We start from the raw sequence: 15,768 nt of genomic DNA on the forward strand, positions 1-15,768 counted from the left end.
TTAAGTGAAATTAGGTTAAGATATATTTGGGGAAATATATTTAGGGTTAATTAGCGGCGCGAAGCACCATTACGCATATTTACATCCTGATCAACGCCAAGGTAATCCTGTACCGTTCTAAAGCCTATATAGCTTCGGGCTGAATCAGCATATTCATAATCACGAGTGCTTACCTGAATCATGTAAGCCACATCTTTCCATGAACCGCCACGCACCACTTTGCGCGCATTAAGAGGATCGCTTACGTTTGGGTTCATCGTAGAAACATATTCATAGGCGTTAGGATCATAGGATGAAGCCACCCATTCTGAAACATTACCTGCCATATTGTATAAGTCGTAATCATTAGGCTCATAAGCGTCGGCCTCTACGGTATAAAGTGCCTGATCTGCAGCATAATCTCCTCGCAGCGGCTTAAAGTTTGCCATAAAACAACCCCGGTCATTTTTGGTATAAGGTCCACCCCACGGATAGGTAGCTCCTTCAAGGCCTCCACGTGCAGCATATTCCCATTCTGCCTCACTTGGTAAACGGAAACGGTTAACCAATTCCTGTCCTCTTTGTTTTTTATACGAGTTTTTATTGTCTGTACGCCATTGACAAAATGCCTTGGCCTGTTGCCAGCTCACACCCACAACCGGATAATCGTCATAAGCACTATGCCAGAAGTAATCGTTGTGCATAGGCTCATTGTAAGAATATGCAAAATCTTTAATCCAAACCGTAGTATCAGGATAAATCTTAGTCTCTTCGGTAATTATAAAATCTTTTCTGGAACCATTCTTTTTACGGGCCGCAGCCTCAATATCCAAATACTTGTATTTAAACACCAGCTTCTCCACATCAATGGTACGCTGACCGTTGTATGCTTCTTCAAGAGGAATGTACATAGAATCCATAACCATTACATAGGATTCGTCAGGATAATCCATTGGATCATCAATTAAATCAATGTCCCAGTTTAATTTACGGTCACTGTAATCATCGCTAAGACTGTAGTAATTATCATACATATACTGCTCGTACGGGGTCATGTCATCTGGATCGTAATCTATAAAAGCATAATCCCCTATGGTACCATTACCCGGAGTTTCACCCATAAGATCAGCCTCGATAGCTAACCGCGCACGGATAACTGAATCCCGTACCCATTGCACAAACTGTCTGTATTCTGAATTGGTAATTTCGGTTTCATCCATGTAGAACGAGCGGACGGTAACCGTTTTGGTAGGGGCATCTTTAATGGCGGCGATGTCGTCATCACTTTTACCCATAATGTAAGCCCCTCCAGACACTAAAGTCATTCCATAGGGCTTTTCAGGATTCCACTTTTTGCCTTTTGCCCCAACAAGCTCACCGCGATCGTTACGACCGCAACCAATCAACGAGCTCGCAATTGCAATAATTGCAAGAAACTTCTTCATAGGTTAATTATGTTAAATCTAGATTTGAGACGGTAAACCTATCTATAAAAATGCTAAAAAGCAATTTTTTCATGAAAATTACCCGAAAATCTAAATAAATTGTTAATTATATTTCATTCTTAAGCTTTGCTTTATACCATCGCTCCGGAATCTCCTGATTACAAGCGTTTATGTAATCTTCTTCAGTGCAAGGTAATAACGTATGCCTTTTTAATTTAGTATTAACACCTTCCAAAAATGGAATTTCAATCCACCAGCGGTCTGACTTCCGGCTTTTATAAAAGCTAAGCATCTCATCTTCAACAGGAACAGTGTAATGCAAAAAGTCTTCATCCCGGTTAGAAAGTGATTCATTCATCCTGAAATTGACCCCTTCTACAAAGTACCAGATCATTTGACCTATAAGCGACGCAGACACCGTAGCTTCGCTGGTTAACTGATACTCAAAAATCCCGAAAACACGCACCCGGTCACTTAAGCCTGCGTAACGGGCGATAGCACAGGATTCCCGCCCATTAAAACCATTACTCTGCTGCGGGTGCATAAAACCAAGCACATCTGCCTGTATTGCCGACAGGTCAAAACTCACGATATCTGCGTCTCGCATAACAGGCTCAATCCTGCTGATATCTGCGGTAAGATTACCCAATCTAAACGCATCAAAATAAAGCCTTTCCATCAAATCTATTTCTTCCTGGCTGTTGAAAAAGGTCTGATAACCCAGGTTAGAATAGTTAAACAGATTATAGGGTTGATCAACTATGATTTTGCCCACATACGATTGATGGGTAATGGGCAAACTGCTGTTCCCCAAATCAAAACGACTGTCTACATTGACCAGGTTTACCATCTGGTCCAAATCATCAAACGCGCGGTATAAAGCGTAGGTCAAGTCCTGGCTCCCACCCAGAATAATGGGGATCACTTCATTTTTAACACAGGCATTAATCAATTCTTTAAGTGCATAATAGGTATCTGAAAGCTGATCGCCGGCATCCAGATCACCCAGGTCACCAACCTTACAATGCCAGTTTCCGGGGAAAAGAGTATAAAAAGCTTTTCGCACCGCTGAAAAATCAAGATAATCTTCCTGCTCTTCAATTGCACCACGGCGCTCTCTTACCCCAATGATCACGATATCAAGATCCTCTAGTTCCGGCAAACCCTCTTCCCGCGAGTGTATTTGAAGCTGATTGAAGAGTCGCTGTTCATTAAATAAGCCCGCCTGTGCCAAAAGGGCATCAGAGACCGGAAGCAAATTTTCAAATGCCATGAATTATTTCTTTTTTGCCGTTGTCTTCTTACGGGTTGTCTTCTTTTTTGTTGTTTTTGCAGCTTTTTTCTTGGGTTTTGGCCCCTGTTTCTCGATGATATCTTTTACTTCTTCGAGCGTAAGTTCTGCCGCATCAACAGTTTTAGGCAATTCGATCTTCACTTTCCCCTTAATGATGTTAGATCGTCCCCAACGGGCTTTTTCAACCCGAATTCCTTCTTCCTTGAAGTTGTGAATGATTTTATCTTTCTCTTTTTGCTTTTTATCTTCAATGAGCTCTATAATATCATCCTCTGAAAGGTTATCAAAATCGTATTTTTTATTGACATTGATAAATATACTGTTCCATTTGATGAAAGGCCCAAAACGCCCCACACCTTTGGTTACAGGCTTATCTTCGTATTCGTAGATAGGCGCATCGGCCTTTTGCTTTTCTTTGATGTATTTTACAGCCTCGTCATACTCTACTTCCATAGGGTCGCGACCTTTAGGCAGGGAAACAAAAGTTTTCCCAAACTTCACATAAGGTCCGTAACGGCCATTGTTAACCTCAACGGTTTCGCCCTCATACTCACCCAAATCCCGCGGAAGCTTAAACAAATCCATCGCTTCTTCAAAGGTGATGCTTTCTAATTGCTGATCGGGCAAAAGACCTGCAAACTGCGGTTTCTCGTCATCTTCAACAGAACCTATCTGCACCATCGCACCGTATTTACCCAAACGCACGCTCACCGGTTTACCCGTCTTAGGATCTGTACCCAGAACACGCTCCCCTACTTCACGGTCAGCATTTTCGGCCACGTCTTTTACCTGAGGATGGAAATCTTTGTAGAAATCTCTCATCATCTTGGTCCACTCCTCATTACCTTCGGCGATCTCATCAAAATCCTGCTCTACCTTGGCCGTAAAGTTGTAATCCAGAATATTTTCAAAATGGTTGACCAAAAAGTCATTTACCACCATCCCCACATCGGTAGGCACCAGTTTTCCTTTGTCTGAACCCACTTTTTCGGTCAACTTTTTAGCCTTAACGCTTCCGTTTTTAAGCGTTAGCAAATCGTATTCGCGCTCGGTCCCCTCTACATTTCCTTTCTCGATATATTTTCTATTCTGAATGGTGGTAATGGTTGGTGCGTAAGTAGAAGGACGACCTATACCCAGTTCTTCAAGTTTTTTAACCAAAGAAGCTTCAGTGTATCTATACGGCGGTCTTGTAAAACGTTCTGTTGCTGTGATCCAAAGATTGTCAAGCACTTCTCCTTCTTGCAATGGTGGAAGGATCCCGCTTTCTTCCTGATCTTCATCATCGGTACCTTCCAGATAAACTTTTAGAAATCCATCAAATTTAATTACCTCGCCATTAGCTGTGAAGTTTGACGGATGGTTTGAAGAAGCAATCTGAACGTTAGTACGCTCCAGACGGGCTTCGCTCATTTGTGAGGCAATTGCCCGTTTCCAGATCAACTCGTACAAACGCGCCTGATCCCGGTCGATATTTACACTGTGTTTGCTAAAGTCGGTAGGTCTGATTGCCTCGTGAGCTTCCTGAGCTCCTTTGCTCTTTCCTTTATAATTGCGTTCCTTATGGTATTTTTCTCCGTATGCTGCGACAATCTCATCAGCCGCACCTTGTTTGGCATCCTGCGAAAGATTGACACTATCGGTTCTCATATAGGTAATAAGACCCGCCTCATATAAGCGTTGTGCCAGAGTCATCGTCTTACTTACCGAAAAATACAACTTACGTGCAGCTTCCTGCTGAAGGGTTGAAGTTGTAAATGGTGGTGCCGGTGCCTTTTTAGCCGGCTTGGTCGTTAAGGCATCTACCTTGAAGGTTGCATTTGCGTTCGCATTTAAAAAGGCTTCTGCCTCTTTTCGGGTATCCAGGTTCTTCGGAAGCTTTGCTTTTAAAGTTTTTCCTTCCGCATTTGCAAACTCTGCATCTACCCTAAAATAATCTTCGGTATTAAAGGCCTGTATTTCCCGCTCGCGCTCTACAATAAGACGCACAGATACCGATTGTACCCGTCCTGCCGAAAGTCCGCCCTTTACTTTTCGCCATAAAACCGGAGAGATTTCGTAGCCTACCAAACGGTCTAACACACGACGTGCCTGCTGCGCATTAACCAAATTGTAGTCAATTTCTCTTGGGTTTTCTATCGCTTTTAAAATCGCCTTTTTGGTAATTTCAGAAAAAACAATGCGCTTTGTCTTTGATTTGTCGAGATTCAGTTCTTCGGCGAGATGCCAGGCAATAGCCTCTCCTTCCCGGTCCTCATCACTCGCGAGCCATACGGTCTCGGCTTTATTAGCCAGATCCCTCAGCTTCTTTACAACAGCCTTCTTGTCTTTATTAACGGTATATTTTGGTTTAAAATCGCCTTCTACATCTACGCCAAGTTCTTTGGTAGGAAGATCGGCAATGTGACCAAAGCTGCTTTCAACCTTGTACTCCTTACCTAAAAATTTTTCTATCGTCTTTGCTTTCGCAGGTGACTCAACAATTACCAGATTTTTTGCCATAGTGATTTTTTGAAGCGATTTGCCCTTACATCAAGGGCTACAAGTTCCTTTATTTCTGACTTGAGTTAGGCAAAAGTAGTAGAAATTTTATTATTCAACCGCTAAGCCCCCACAATGCGCCAGACAAGACCTAAATATAGACCTGTTTAAGCTTGCTGCAACGAACTTAGACAAAATTAAAAGAAATCCTGCTTATCCCTCGCCACTAAGTTCTTTCAGCCCAAATCACGTTAGGATCAAAATGATTTAAATTATAAGCTAGTGACACTTTGTCACAACTGGGCTTAATTGTATCTTTGCCCACTATTTTAAGGAAGCAGTTTGTTTATGGAGAAGATTATTGACGAAAAAAAACAAGGCGAAGCTCTGGTTCTTGAGCCTCAAAAGACCAACACAAAAAAACTATTCATCGAGAGCTATGGCTGCCAGATGAACTTTAGCGACAGTGAGATTGTCGCTTCTATACTTTCTAAGGAAGGGTATAACACCACACAATCGCTGGAAGATGCAGATCTGGTTTTAGTAAACACCTGTTCCATTCGCGATAAAGCCGAGCAAACTGTACGCAAGCGCCTGGAAAAATACAATGCCGTGAAGAAAGTAAATCCGGCTATGAAAGTTGGTGTTTTAGGCTGTATGGCAGAACGCCTTAAAAGCAAATTTCTCGAAGAAGAAAAAATCGTGGATCTGGTTGTAGGACCTGATGCCTATAAAGATTTGCCCAATTTATTGAGCGAGGTTGAAGAAGGCCGCGATGCTATAAATGTCATTCTCTCTAAAGAAGAAACTTACGGAGATATCGCGCCTGTTCGCCTGCAAAGCAACGGTGTGACTGCTTTCGTGAGTATTACCCGAGGTTGTGACAATATGTGCACCTTTTGCGTTGTGCCATTCACCCGTGGACGCGAACGCAGCCGCGATCCCCAAAGCATCGTAGAGGAAGTAAACGATCTTGCTGCTAAAGGCTTTAAGGAAGTGACCCTGCTGGGACAAAATGTTGACAGCTTTTTATGGTATGGCGGCGGACTCAAGAAAGATTTTGACAAAGCCAGCGATATGGCCAAGGCCACCGCTGTAAACTTTTCAGGCCTGCTTTCTATGGTTGCCGAAGCACAGCCCAAAATGCGCATTCGCTTTTCGACCTCTAATCCACAGGATATGACACTGGATGTGATTCGAACAATGGCTAAATATCCCAATATCTGCAAGTACATTCACTTGCCGGTGCAGAGCGGTAGCGACCGTATTCTTAAAGAAATGAACCGCCTGCATACCCGTCAGGAGTATTTTGACCTAATTGACAGCATTCGCGAGATTATCCCGGACTGTGCGATTTCTCAGGATATGATCACCGGCTTCCCAACCGAAACCGATGCCGATCATCAGGACACGCTAAGTCTTATGGAGTATGTGAAGTATGATTTTGGTTTTATGTTTGCCTACAGCGAGCGTCCCGGTACTTTAGCTGCGCGAAAACTGGAAGATGATGTGCCACTGGCTGTTAAAAAAGAGCGCCTGGCCGAAATCATTGCCCTTCAGCAAAAACATTCTTTGCACAACACTCAAAAACAATTAGGCAAAACAGTTGAAGTACTTATAGAAAAAGAATCGAAGAAAAGCGATAAAGAATGGGCCGGGCGTACCACCCAGAACACAGTCGCTGTTTTCCCAAAAGAACATTATAAAGTAGGTGATTTTGTAAATGTTGAAATTTTAGACTGCACCAGCACCACCCTTTTGGGCAGGGCTGTTGGTTATTCAGACAACAATTAAGAGCAAACTATGGAATCAGTTCACGCGATAAAACAACGTTTTGGTATCATAGGCGATGATCCCAAACTCAACCGGTCAATAGAAAAAGCCATTCAGGTGGCACCTACAGATATTTCGGTTTTGGTTACCGGTGAAAGCGGGGTGGGTAAAGAAAGTATTCCGCGCATCATACACGCGCTTTCGCACCGTAAACACAATAAATATATAGCCGTAAACTGCGGCGCTATCCCTGAGGGAACCATTGACAGCGAACTTTTTGGTCACGAAAAAGGTGCCTTTACCGGTGCTACTTCAACCCGAAGCGGGTATTTTGAAGAGGCTGACGGCGGAACCATATTTCTGGACGAAGTGGGCGAATTGCCGCTTCCCACTCAGGTACGCTTGCTGCGTGTTTTGGAAAACGGCGAATTTCTAAAAGTTGGTTCGTCAAAAACCCAAAAAACTGATGTGCGCATTGTAGCCGCCACAAACGTAAAAATGTTTGAGGCTATCAATCAGGAGAAGTTCAGGGAAGATTTGTACTATCGTCTGAGTACGGTTGAGATCAGCCTTCCGCCCCTGCGCGACCGTAAAGACGACATTCATTTGCTTTTTAGAAAGTTTGCCTCAGACTTTGCCAGTAAATACAAAATGCCTACTATAAGGCTTGATGATGATGCGGTTCAGCTTTTGTTGAAATACCGCTGGTCGGGTAACATCAGACAATTGCGTAATGTGGCCGAGCAAATTTCGGTACTGGAGCAAAACCGAAGCATTACACTAGAGAAACTACGCGCCTATTTACCCGATACCGGAGCAAATTTGCCTGCGGTTGTAGGTTCTAAAAAAGGAGAAAGCGATTTTAGCAGCGAACGCGAGATTTTATACAAAGTGCTTTTCGATATGAAAAGCGACCTCAACGACCTCAAAAAGCTAACGCTGGAGTTGATGGAAAACGGAAACAACGCTTCGGTAAGGGAAGAAAACAAATCACTCATCAAAAAGATTTATCAGGAAGAAGATACTGATGCTTTTGAGAGTGCCGAAGATATTACCGAGGTGCTTCAAATTCCTCAGGAGTCTGTAGTGAGCGCTCCGGCTTCAGACAAATATCATTTTGCCGAAGATGTAGAGGAAGAAGAAACGCTTTCACTTCAGGAAAAAGAACTCGAACTGATTGAAAAATCTCTGGAGCGTCACAACGGCAAGCGCAAAGCAGCAGCAAAAGAACTGGGCATTAGTGAACGCACGCTCTATCGCAAAATCAAACAATACGACTTATAAAAAGGCGTTACACCATTTTAAGACCTTAGCACACCGGCAACTATGAAAAAACTTAAACTGACTTTTTTATTCTTAAGCCTCTTAACGTTCAACAGTTGCGGGTTTTATTCGTTTACCGGGGTTGACATAGGCAATGCACAAACTTTTGCAGTTCCGTTTTTTCAGAATACCGCAGCGGTGATTGAGCCGGGGATTGACCAGCGTTTTACTTTTGCCTTACAGGATTTAATACAAAACCAAACCAGTCTTAATCTTACAACCAATCTTAATGAAGCCGATCTGGTGTACACCGGTGAAATAATCGACTACTATTTTGCACCCCAAACTGCGACCTCAGATGACGTAGCGGCACAAACCCGTTTGACCATAGTGGTTTTGTGTAGTTTTACCAATAAAGCTATTGAAGACGGAAGCGCCGATTTTGAAAAGCGCTTTTCATTTTTCGTTGATATAGCCGGTAATGCACAACCTGTAGGAACGGTACTGGACGGGGCCATTGAAGAAATTTTTGAACGCATCACGCAAGATATTTTTCAGGCGTCACTGGCAAACTGGTAATCTTATGCACGTTGAAACCTTTACCTATCTTTTAGAACATCCTGACCGCATTACCGCAGATCAGTCCCTCGAACTGAGAGAAATTGTAAAGACCTATCCCTATTTTCAGGCGGCACGTGCGCTCTACCTAAAGGGTCTTAAAAATGAAGACAGTTACCTTTACAATACCGAACTAAAAAAAACAGCGGCACACACGCAGGATCGGAGTGTGCTGTTTGACTACATCACTTCTGAAGTCTTTAATCAGACCGATGTGAGCGAGCAGATTAAAAATCAGGAAGCTCAGCTTAAAAACATGGCTGTTCACGAGTTTACTGATGTCTCAGCCCAACTGGACGCTGAAGAAGTCAACAAAGCTAACAGAGTTCTGGATCCCGACTTTTTTATCCCTAAAGAACCTGTAGAAGAATCTACTCCCGAGAAGCAACTGCAAATAGGAAAACCACTTGACTTCAACAAAAAAGAAACACATTCCTTCAGTGAATGGCTGAAGCTTACTTCTTTTAATAAAATAAACCGGGAAACTGAAGCACTTCCCATAGAAGAAGAAGCTGAAAACCAGACTGAACAAGAAGAAATACGCGCAGATTCTGAATCTTATATTGAACCCCAAATCCCTTCCGAAGAAGATCCCGATCGCGCCCGCCGTCTCGAGCTTATTGACCGTTTTATTGAAACCAATCCAAAAATCAAAGTGAGTCCGCCCGATACCGGTTTTAAAAAGACCGATTTGGAAGACCGCTTTAAACCCAGTGACAGCCTGATGACTGAAACCCTAGCGCGGGTTTATGTAGAGCAAAAAAACTACACAAAAGCAAAACAGGCCTATAAAATTTTAAGTTTGAAATATCCGGAAAAAAGTGGTTTCTTTGCAGACCAAATTCGGGCAATAGAACAATTGCAGGAAAGTAAATAATTAAACTGCGGCAGATTAAGCAGAACACCGCAACACATAAATTGAATATCAGATGTTTTTAATCTTTTTATTTTTAATCATTATAGTAGCCTTCCTACTTATCGTAGTAATTATGGTACAAAATCCTAAAGGTGGCGGTTTATCCTCTTCTTTTGGTGGTGGAGGCACTCAGCAAATAGGTGGTGTTAAAAAAACCGGAGACTTTTTAGACAAAAGTACCTGGGGATTGGCAACCGTACTTCTTGTACTCATTTTGATTTCCAACGTAACCATCTTTGGAGGCAACGACAGCAATGAGTCTAAAGTAATCGAAGGAGAAGATGTGGAAAACATTATGCCATTATCAGAACCTGCTCCGGCCGATGCAGCTCCTGCTACAGATACAGATAATAACTAAATGACAGTTTAGACAACTCATAAATTAGAAGACCGCAATACAGCGGTCTTTTTTTTGCCTTTTTGTCAGCCTTATTTGACTGGCATACTTTATGCCTTTTGGAGGTCACATTCAATAAAAAATTAATAACTAAAATTTATAGAAAAATGGGAGTAAACATTAAACCTCTTTCAGATCGGGTTTTGGTAGAGCCGATGGCTGCTGAGACCAAAACAGCATCCGGACTTTACATTCCGGAAACAGCAAAAGAAAAACCTCAACAAGGTAAAGTTGTAGCTGTAGGAAGCGGTAAAAAGGATCACGAAATGACCGTGAAAGTGGGCGACACTGTTCTTTACGGAAAATATTCGGGTACCGAATTAAAATTAGAAGGAACTGATTACCTGATGATGCGCGAAGACGACATCCTGGCGATCATTTAATTCAACTTCTGTTTAACGCAATAATTATCAATTCTTTCGCATTCGCGAAAAACAAAAAAATTAACAACAATGGCTAAAAATATAACCTTTGACATCTCAGCAAGAGATGGCATAAAACGCGGTGTAGATGCACTCGCAAACGCGGTAAAAGTAACTCTGGGACCTAAAGGTCGTAACGTAATCATCAGCAAATCTTTTGGTGGTCCACAGGTAACCAAAGACGGGGTAACCGTTGCAAAAGAGATCGAACTCGAAGATCCTCTTGAAAATATGGGAGCACAGATGGTTAAGGAAGTAGCTTCTAAAACCAACGATCTTGCTGGTGACGGTACAACTACTGCAACCGTACTTGCTCAGGCAATCGTACAGGAAGGTCTTAAAAACGTTGCTGCCGGCGCAAACCCGATGGATTTGAAGCGCGGTATTGACAAAGCAGTTGAAGCAATCACTGCAGACCTTGAAAAACAAGCTAAAGAAGTAGGAAGCTCTTCTGAAAAAATCAAGCAGGTAGCTTCAATCTCTGCAAATAACGATGACGTTATTGGGGAGTTGATCGCTGAAGCTTTTGGCAAAGTAGGTAAAGAAGGTGTTATCACCGTTGAGGAAGCAAAAGGTACCGAAACTTACGTGGACGTTGTAGAAGGTATGCAATTTGACCGCGGATACTTATCTCCGTATTTTGTTACCGACAGTGAAAAAATGCAGACTGAACTGGACAATCCTTACATCCTATTATACGACAAGAAGATCTCTTCTATGAAAGATTTACTTCCTGTTCTGGAGCCGGTTGCTCAATCAGGTAAGCCATTACTTATCGTAGCTGAAGATGTAGACGGTGAGGCTCTTGCAACACTTGTAGTAAATAAATTACGTGGTGCACTTAAAATCGCTGCTGTAAAAGCTCCAGGTTTTGGAGATCGTCGTAAAGCAATGCTTGAAGATATCGCCATTCTTACCGGTGGTACCGTAATAAGCGAAGAGCGCGGTTTCACGCTTGAAAACGCAACTGTAGATATGTTAGGTACTGCAGAAAACATAACCATCGATAAAGACAACACTACTATTGTAAATGGTGGTGGCGAAAGCGACGCGATTAAAACTCGTGTTAACCAAATCAAAGCTCAGATTGAAACTACAACCAGCGATTATGATAAAGAAAAATTACAGGAACGTCTGGCTAAACTAGCCGGTGGTGTTGCTGTTCTTTATGTAGGCGCTGCTTCTGAAGTAGAAATGAAAGAGAAAAAAGACCGTGTAGATGACGCCCTTCACGCAACCCGTGCGGCTGTAGAAGAAGGCATCGTTGCCGGTGGTGGTGTTGCTTTGGTTCGCGCAAAACGCGTTCTTGAAGGACTAAAATCTGAAAACGCAGACGAGGCAACCGGAATTAAAATCGTTGACCGTGCAATCGAAGCTCCATTACGCACAATTGTTGCTAATGCCGGCGGCGAAGGTTCTGTTGTGATCGCTAAGGTAATTGAAGGTGAAGCAGACTACGGATACGACGCCAAGACTGAGCGTTATGTAAATATGCTTACCGAAGGAATAATAGATCCTAAGAAAGTAACCCGTGTTGCTCTTGAAAACGCAGCTTCAGTTTCTGGTATGATTCTTACTACCGAGTGTGCATTGACTGACATTCCTGAGGAGAAAGGCGGAGGCGCTATGCCAGGAGGAATGGGCGGCGGTATGCCCGGAATGATGTAAGTGCAAGCCGTACAGGCAAACCTTATAAAGCAAAAATCCCTTTGGTCAACCAAAGGGATTTTTTTATTTCTAAACTTTCAACCCTTAACAGACAGGGGATTATTCAATCTTAGAGTCAACCGTACCGCAATTGAGCATCACATCTCCAAAATACGGATTGTAAACTTTTTCCTCATTAGAAATCCAATACGCTCCTTTCCCGTCAAAAGCCATTGGGCAATACTGATAATACAAACTTCCAGAGGTAATGTTAGCCTCAACTAAAGATTTAACCTCAGCGGTTAAGTCTTCAAAGCGCGCGCGCTGCAGGTTTACATCGGTCGCGGCAGCAATATCCTGAGCAGCAACCAGAAGTTCTGCGGTATCATCTTCCAATTCTTTAATACTCTCCAGCATTTTTGAAGCAGCAGCCCCGGCAGCCTCAGCATCGGTATTGACGAGTGCAACCTTGAGTAAATTGTAGTCATCATAAACCCGAGCAACCTGTTCGTTTTCAAACTGCGCCTCACGCTCACTGCCCGTATAGATTTCTTTCTGAGTTGCATCAGCAGAAACGCTTACCGTTTCTGATTTTGTTTTCTTTTCGCCGCAGGCTAAAAACACCAGCGTAGCGCATGCTATAAGTACTTTTTTCATCTATTTAAATGTTGTCAAGAATTAGAGTTCAGTTAATTATTTTGGTAGATAATGACCTTTATTTACCAAATGCCACTTATGGGCTTTTGTAATTTAAAATTCAATTTTCCGGCTAAAGATACAAACTAAGCCCTGCTCTTGAGCTTTTGGTAATAAAATGCAGGAATTAAAATAAGGAGCAACATGGGTTGAATCAAAAACCGCCTGATGTAAAAAAGCAACAGGTTAAGCTCTACAGTATAGCTATTTAGCACTAAAGCGAAGGCTGTTAGGAGTAAAATAAATGTCGCCGCATAAATAAGCAGCAGTATTTTAAAATTTTCGCTGCTGCGAAAAAGCAAAAGAATAAAAACAATGGAGATTGAAGCATTCAGCCAAAAACGGATGCCGGTGTGCACGATGAGTTTTATAAAATCCAGTTGAGGAAGCGAAGCGTCGTACAGATAGGCCGATTCAAAAAAAAGAAGCAACGGATCATAAAACAACTGCTGTTGAAAAATGCGAATACACCCCAAAGCAATTATTAAACTGAAACACAGTAAAATCACAAGACCTTTTCTCATTTCATCTGGCCTTTAAACCTGCGAATCCAAAAAAGCCAAAGCACTACTACCAGCCCGTAAATGATACCCGGAAAAACAACGTCGTGTAAAAGATCTTTATAATCCGGGTATTGATACAAACCAATACTCAGCAAGGCGATGCGTATAATATTGATGCTATAGATAAGCACACCACCACCAAGAATAAAAAGCAGCGTGGGGCGCAATCCCTGATAAAATGCCAAAATAAACGCAGCAAATAAAATCATTACACTTACTGCATTACAACCTTCTACCACACGGGCTACAAACAGGTCGTTTACATACAATTTCATAGAAGCCTCGTTTGGATGCGGTTCAATCTCTCCCCGATATCCTATCATATTCACCAGGCTTTCGCTCTGCTCAGCTACGCGATGTGTGATATAATCTGGATAATAGACTTCTGACTGCGCATATTTCAAATACATCGCATAACTAAACGTCAACACGAGATACACCCCTAAAAAAGTAAGGATAAACGAAAGGACCGACTTATATTTGCGAATCAATTGAAGCACTAAAAAACAGGTTTAAAACCGCCCTAAAATACAAGAAAAATGACTTTTGAAGCTCTAAAACCACAAGTATCAACTATTCTGCAACAAGATCAGCTTTCGGTAGAGCACCGTCTTGAAGAACTTTGCACGCTTTTACGTGCTGAAGTTGATTATTACGACTGGGTAGGTTTCTATTTTAAGAATGGAGATAAAGACGAACTAAAACTAAGCTCCTACGCCGGCGAGCCTACAGATCATACCATAATTCCTTTTGGAAAAGGCATCTGCGGTCAGGTAGCAGTATCCAACCAAAACTTTGTAGTGCCAGATGTTAAGGCTCAGGACAACTATATCGCCTGCAGCATTACAGTGAAAGCTGAAATCGTGGTCCCTCTATTTGTTGACGGAAAAAACATAGGTCAAATCGACATCGATTCAAATACGGCAGACCCCTTTACGGAAGCTGACGAGCGCTTTTTAGAATGGGTAAATGAGCAGGTTTCGGGAATTTTAAGCTAAAAATTTACATCCCCGTCCTGATCGCCTCTACCGGGTCTAAACGCGAAGCCATAAAAGCAGGCACAATTCCGGCGATTAAACCTATTATTACAGAACTGAAAAGTCCATAGAAAATATTGGTAGCCGAAAGCACAAATTCAAAGCTTCCGGTGAATTGCGAGAGGACGATGGTAATAATCCATACCAGCCCCAGACCGATAAATCCGCCTATGGCAGCCAGAATTATTGATTCAAATAAAAACTGAAGCAAAATAAACTTGTTTTTGGCTCCCAAAGCCTTTTGAATCCCAATCAGATTGGTACGCTCCTTTACGCTTACAAACATAATATTGGCGATTCCAAAACCTCCTACCAGTAGGGAAAAAAGCCCTATAAATCCTCCGATGGTTGACATCGTACCCGTGATATTATCTATAAAATCGGTAAAACCCGAAAGCTGATTGATAAAAAAGTTATTGACCTCATCTGTTTTCAATCCCCGAAACTGACGTAAACGCTGGGTTAGAACCGCATTAAATTCCGGAATATCCACTCCAGATTCTGGCTTAATTACAATCTGCGGAAATGCAGATTTATTATTGCTTCCGTAAATACGACGTACCACATTTACCGGAAGTATGACCATTCCATCTTTAGACGGACCAAAAATGCTGCTTCCTTCTTTCTCCAAAACTCCTATTACCGAAAATCGCTGTCCGTACAGGCGCACCTCTTTTCCGATAGGATCAAGGCCGCCAAACAAACCTTCGGCAATCTCATCTCCCAGCACCACAACGTTTGAACCACTGTTGGATTCGGCCTCATTAAAAAAACGCCCTTCTTCAAGCTGTAAGGCTTCAATATTGTAATAACCGTCTGTAACCGGTGCAATGCTCACTCCTGTAACCAGCTTATCCCCATACTTTATAGATTCCTGAGGCATATTGAGACTGAAAGAGGCGGCCTCCACATCAGGCACGTTTCGGCTTATAAACTGAAACTCCTCATACGTCACATCAGGAAATTGCTCCCGTTTCCATTGTGGGATCTCGGTGGGGCCAAACGAAAAACGCATCAGGATAATCGTACTGTTGTCAAGAGAAGACAGACTGCCCTTAATTTCCTGTTTTAGCGAATCTACAGCTGCAAGTACTCCTATAATCGAAAAGATACCTATGGTTACCCCCAACAGCGATAGCAGGGTACGCAACTTGTTATTACGCAATGCGTTAATAGCAAATGCCAGACTCTCTTTTAAAACCCTGAGGTAAATAAGCATGGTATAGATTGGATTAGA

At 42.4% G+C, this 15,768-nt stretch carries 15 protein-coding genes; 8 read left to right on the forward strand and 7 right to left on the reverse strand.

What is annotated here, in order from left to right:
- Positions 1-50: 50 nt before the first annotated feature.
- The 3 genes from gldK to topA form a co-directional block, all read right to left on the reverse strand.
- The gene (gene gldK, locus ACSSS3_RS04065) at positions 51-1,424 is read right to left on the reverse strand and encodes a type IX secretion system lipoprotein PorK/GldK (RefSeq protein WP_228230629.1); all 1,374 of its coding nucleotides are present in this window, start codon (positions 1,422-1,424) and stop codon (positions 51-53) included.
- Between the two features lie 106 nt (positions 1,425-1,530).
- The gene (locus ACSSS3_RS04070) at positions 1,531-2,697 is read right to left on the reverse strand and encodes a formimidoylglutamase (protein WP_442846524.1); all 1,167 of its coding nucleotides are present in this window, start codon (positions 2,695-2,697) and stop codon (positions 1,531-1,533) included.
- A 3-nt stretch (positions 2,698-2,700) separates the two neighbouring features.
- Positions 2,701-5,220: a type I DNA topoisomerase gene (topA, locus tag ACSSS3_RS04075; protein ID WP_442846525.1), complete on the reverse strand. Its 2,520-nt coding sequence runs from the start codon at positions 5,218-5,220 to the stop codon at positions 2,701-2,703.
- 327 nt (positions 5,221-5,547) lie between these two features.
- Here topA and miaB point away from each other — a divergent pair, with 327 nt between their 5' ends.
- From miaB to groL, 7 genes are all read left to right on the forward strand, one after another.
- Positions 5,548-6,993: a tRNA (N6-isopentenyl adenosine(37)-C2)-methylthiotransferase MiaB gene (gene miaB, locus ACSSS3_RS04080; protein ID WP_442846526.1), complete on the forward strand. Its 1,446-nt coding sequence runs from the start codon at positions 5,548-5,550 to the stop codon at positions 6,991-6,993.
- 9 nt (positions 6,994-7,002) lie between these two features.
- Positions 7,003-8,256, forward strand: a complete 1,254-nt coding sequence (locus tag ACSSS3_RS04085) for a sigma-54 interaction domain-containing protein (protein ID WP_228230625.1) — start codon at positions 7,003-7,005, stop codon at positions 8,254-8,256.
- A gap of 42 nt (positions 8,257-8,298) precedes the next feature.
- The gene (lptE, locus tag ACSSS3_RS04090) at positions 8,299-8,814 is read left to right on the forward strand and encodes an LPS assembly lipoprotein LptE (protein ID WP_228230624.1); all 516 of its coding nucleotides are present in this window, start codon (positions 8,299-8,301) and stop codon (positions 8,812-8,814) included.
- A gap of 4 nt (positions 8,815-8,818) precedes the next feature.
- Positions 8,819-9,730, forward strand: a complete 912-nt coding sequence (locus tag ACSSS3_RS04095) for a hypothetical protein (RefSeq protein ID WP_442846527.1) — start codon at positions 8,819-8,821, stop codon at positions 9,728-9,730.
- 52 nt (positions 9,731-9,782) lie between these two features.
- The gene (gene secG, locus ACSSS3_RS04100) at positions 9,783-10,127 is read left to right on the forward strand and encodes a preprotein translocase subunit SecG (RefSeq protein WP_442846528.1); all 345 of its coding nucleotides are present in this window, start codon (positions 9,783-9,785) and stop codon (positions 10,125-10,127) included.
- A 146-nt stretch (positions 10,128-10,273) separates the two neighbouring features.
- On the forward strand, positions 10,274-10,549 hold the full coding sequence (locus ACSSS3_RS04105; protein ID WP_228230621.1) for a co-chaperone GroES: 276 nt from the start codon (positions 10,274-10,276) through the stop codon (positions 10,547-10,549).
- 69 nt (positions 10,550-10,618) lie between these two features.
- Positions 10,619-12,256, forward strand: a complete 1,638-nt coding sequence (gene groL, locus ACSSS3_RS04110) for a chaperonin GroEL (protein ID WP_228230620.1) — start codon at positions 10,619-10,621, stop codon at positions 12,254-12,256.
- A gap of 99 nt (positions 12,257-12,355) precedes the next feature.
- Here groL and ACSSS3_RS04115 read toward each other — a convergent pair whose 3' ends face one another.
- The 3 genes from ACSSS3_RS04115 to xrtF all read right to left on the reverse strand — a co-directional run bounded on the left by ACSSS3_RS04115 (position 12,356) and on the right by xrtF (position 13,994).
- Positions 12,356-12,892: a DUF3347 domain-containing protein gene (locus ACSSS3_RS04115; RefSeq protein ID WP_442846529.1), complete on the reverse strand. Its 537-nt coding sequence runs from the start codon at positions 12,890-12,892 to the stop codon at positions 12,356-12,358.
- Between the two features lie 125 nt (positions 12,893-13,017).
- Positions 13,018-13,455, reverse strand: coding sequence for an exosortase F system-associated membrane protein (locus ACSSS3_RS04120; protein ID WP_442846530.1), 438 nt, complete (start codon positions 13,453-13,455; stop codon positions 13,018-13,020).
- A complete protein-coding gene (gene xrtF / locus ACSSS3_RS04125; protein ID WP_442846531.1) occupies positions 13,452-13,994 on the reverse strand; it encodes an exosortase family protein XrtF in 543 nt (180 codons plus the stop codon). The genes ACSSS3_RS04120 and xrtF overlap by 4 nt, the downstream gene beginning before the upstream one ends.
- 39 nt (positions 13,995-14,033) lie before the next feature.
- Here xrtF and ACSSS3_RS04130 point away from each other — a divergent pair, with 39 nt between their 5' ends.
- Positions 14,034-14,492: a GAF domain-containing protein gene (locus tag ACSSS3_RS04130; protein ID WP_099647362.1), complete on the forward strand. Its 459-nt coding sequence runs from the start codon at positions 14,034-14,036 to the stop codon at positions 14,490-14,492.
- A 4-nt stretch (positions 14,493-14,496) separates the two neighbouring features.
- Here the strand turns inward: ACSSS3_RS04130 and ACSSS3_RS04135 are convergent, their stop codons facing one another.
- A complete protein-coding gene (locus tag ACSSS3_RS04135) occupies positions 14,497-15,750 on the reverse strand; it encodes an ABC transporter permease (protein ID WP_442846532.1) in 1,254 nt (417 codons plus the stop codon).
- Positions 15,751-15,768 lie beyond the last annotated feature (18 nt).

This window comes from Leeuwenhoekiella sp. H156, assembly GCF_052218455.1.
Classification (GTDB): Bacteria; Bacteroidota; Bacteroidia; order Flavobacteriales; family Flavobacteriaceae; genus Leeuwenhoekiella; species Leeuwenhoekiella parthenopeia.

Coding starts and splice junctions, on each gene's coding strand:
- gldK (WP_228230629.1), bottom strand. CDS start 1,424: ATGAAGAAGTTTCTTGCAATTATTGCAATTGCGAGCTCGTTGATTGGT.
- ACSSS3_RS04070 (WP_442846524.1), bottom strand. CDS start 2,697: ATGGCATTTGAAAATTTGCTTCCGGTCTCTGATGCCCTTTTGGCACAG.
- topA (WP_442846525.1), bottom strand. CDS start 5,220: ATGGCAAAAAATCTGGTAATTGTTGAGTCACCTGCGAAAGCAAAGACG.
- miaB (WP_442846526.1), top strand. CDS start 5,548: ATGGAGAAGATTATTGACGAAAAAAAACAAGGCGAAGCTCTGGTTCTT.
- ACSSS3_RS04085 (WP_228230625.1), top strand. CDS start 7,003: ATGGAATCAGTTCACGCGATAAAACAACGTTTTGGTATCATAGGCGAT.
- lptE (WP_228230624.1), top strand. CDS start 8,299: ATGAAAAAACTTAAACTGACTTTTTTATTCTTAAGCCTCTTAACGTTC.
- ACSSS3_RS04095 (WP_442846527.1), top strand. CDS start 8,819: ATGCACGTTGAAACCTTTACCTATCTTTTAGAACATCCTGACCGCATT.
- secG (WP_442846528.1), top strand. CDS start 9,783: ATGTTTTTAATCTTTTTATTTTTAATCATTATAGTAGCCTTCCTACTT.
- ACSSS3_RS04105 (WP_228230621.1), top strand. CDS start 10,274: ATGGGAGTAAACATTAAACCTCTTTCAGATCGGGTTTTGGTAGAGCCG.
- groL (WP_228230620.1), top strand. CDS start 10,619: ATGGCTAAAAATATAACCTTTGACATCTCAGCAAGAGATGGCATAAAA.
- ACSSS3_RS04115 (WP_442846529.1), bottom strand. CDS start 12,892: ATGAAAAAAGTACTTATAGCATGCGCTACGCTGGTGTTTTTAGCCTGC.
- ACSSS3_RS04120 (WP_442846530.1), bottom strand. CDS start 13,455: ATGAGAAAAGGTCTTGTGATTTTACTGTGTTTCAGTTTAATAATTGCT.
- ACSSS3_RS04130 (WP_099647362.1), top strand. CDS start 14,034: ATGACTTTTGAAGCTCTAAAACCACAAGTATCAACTATTCTGCAACAA.
- ACSSS3_RS04135 (WP_442846532.1), bottom strand. CDS start 15,750: ATGCTTATTTACCTCAGGGTTTTAAAAGAGAGTCTGGCATTTGCTATT.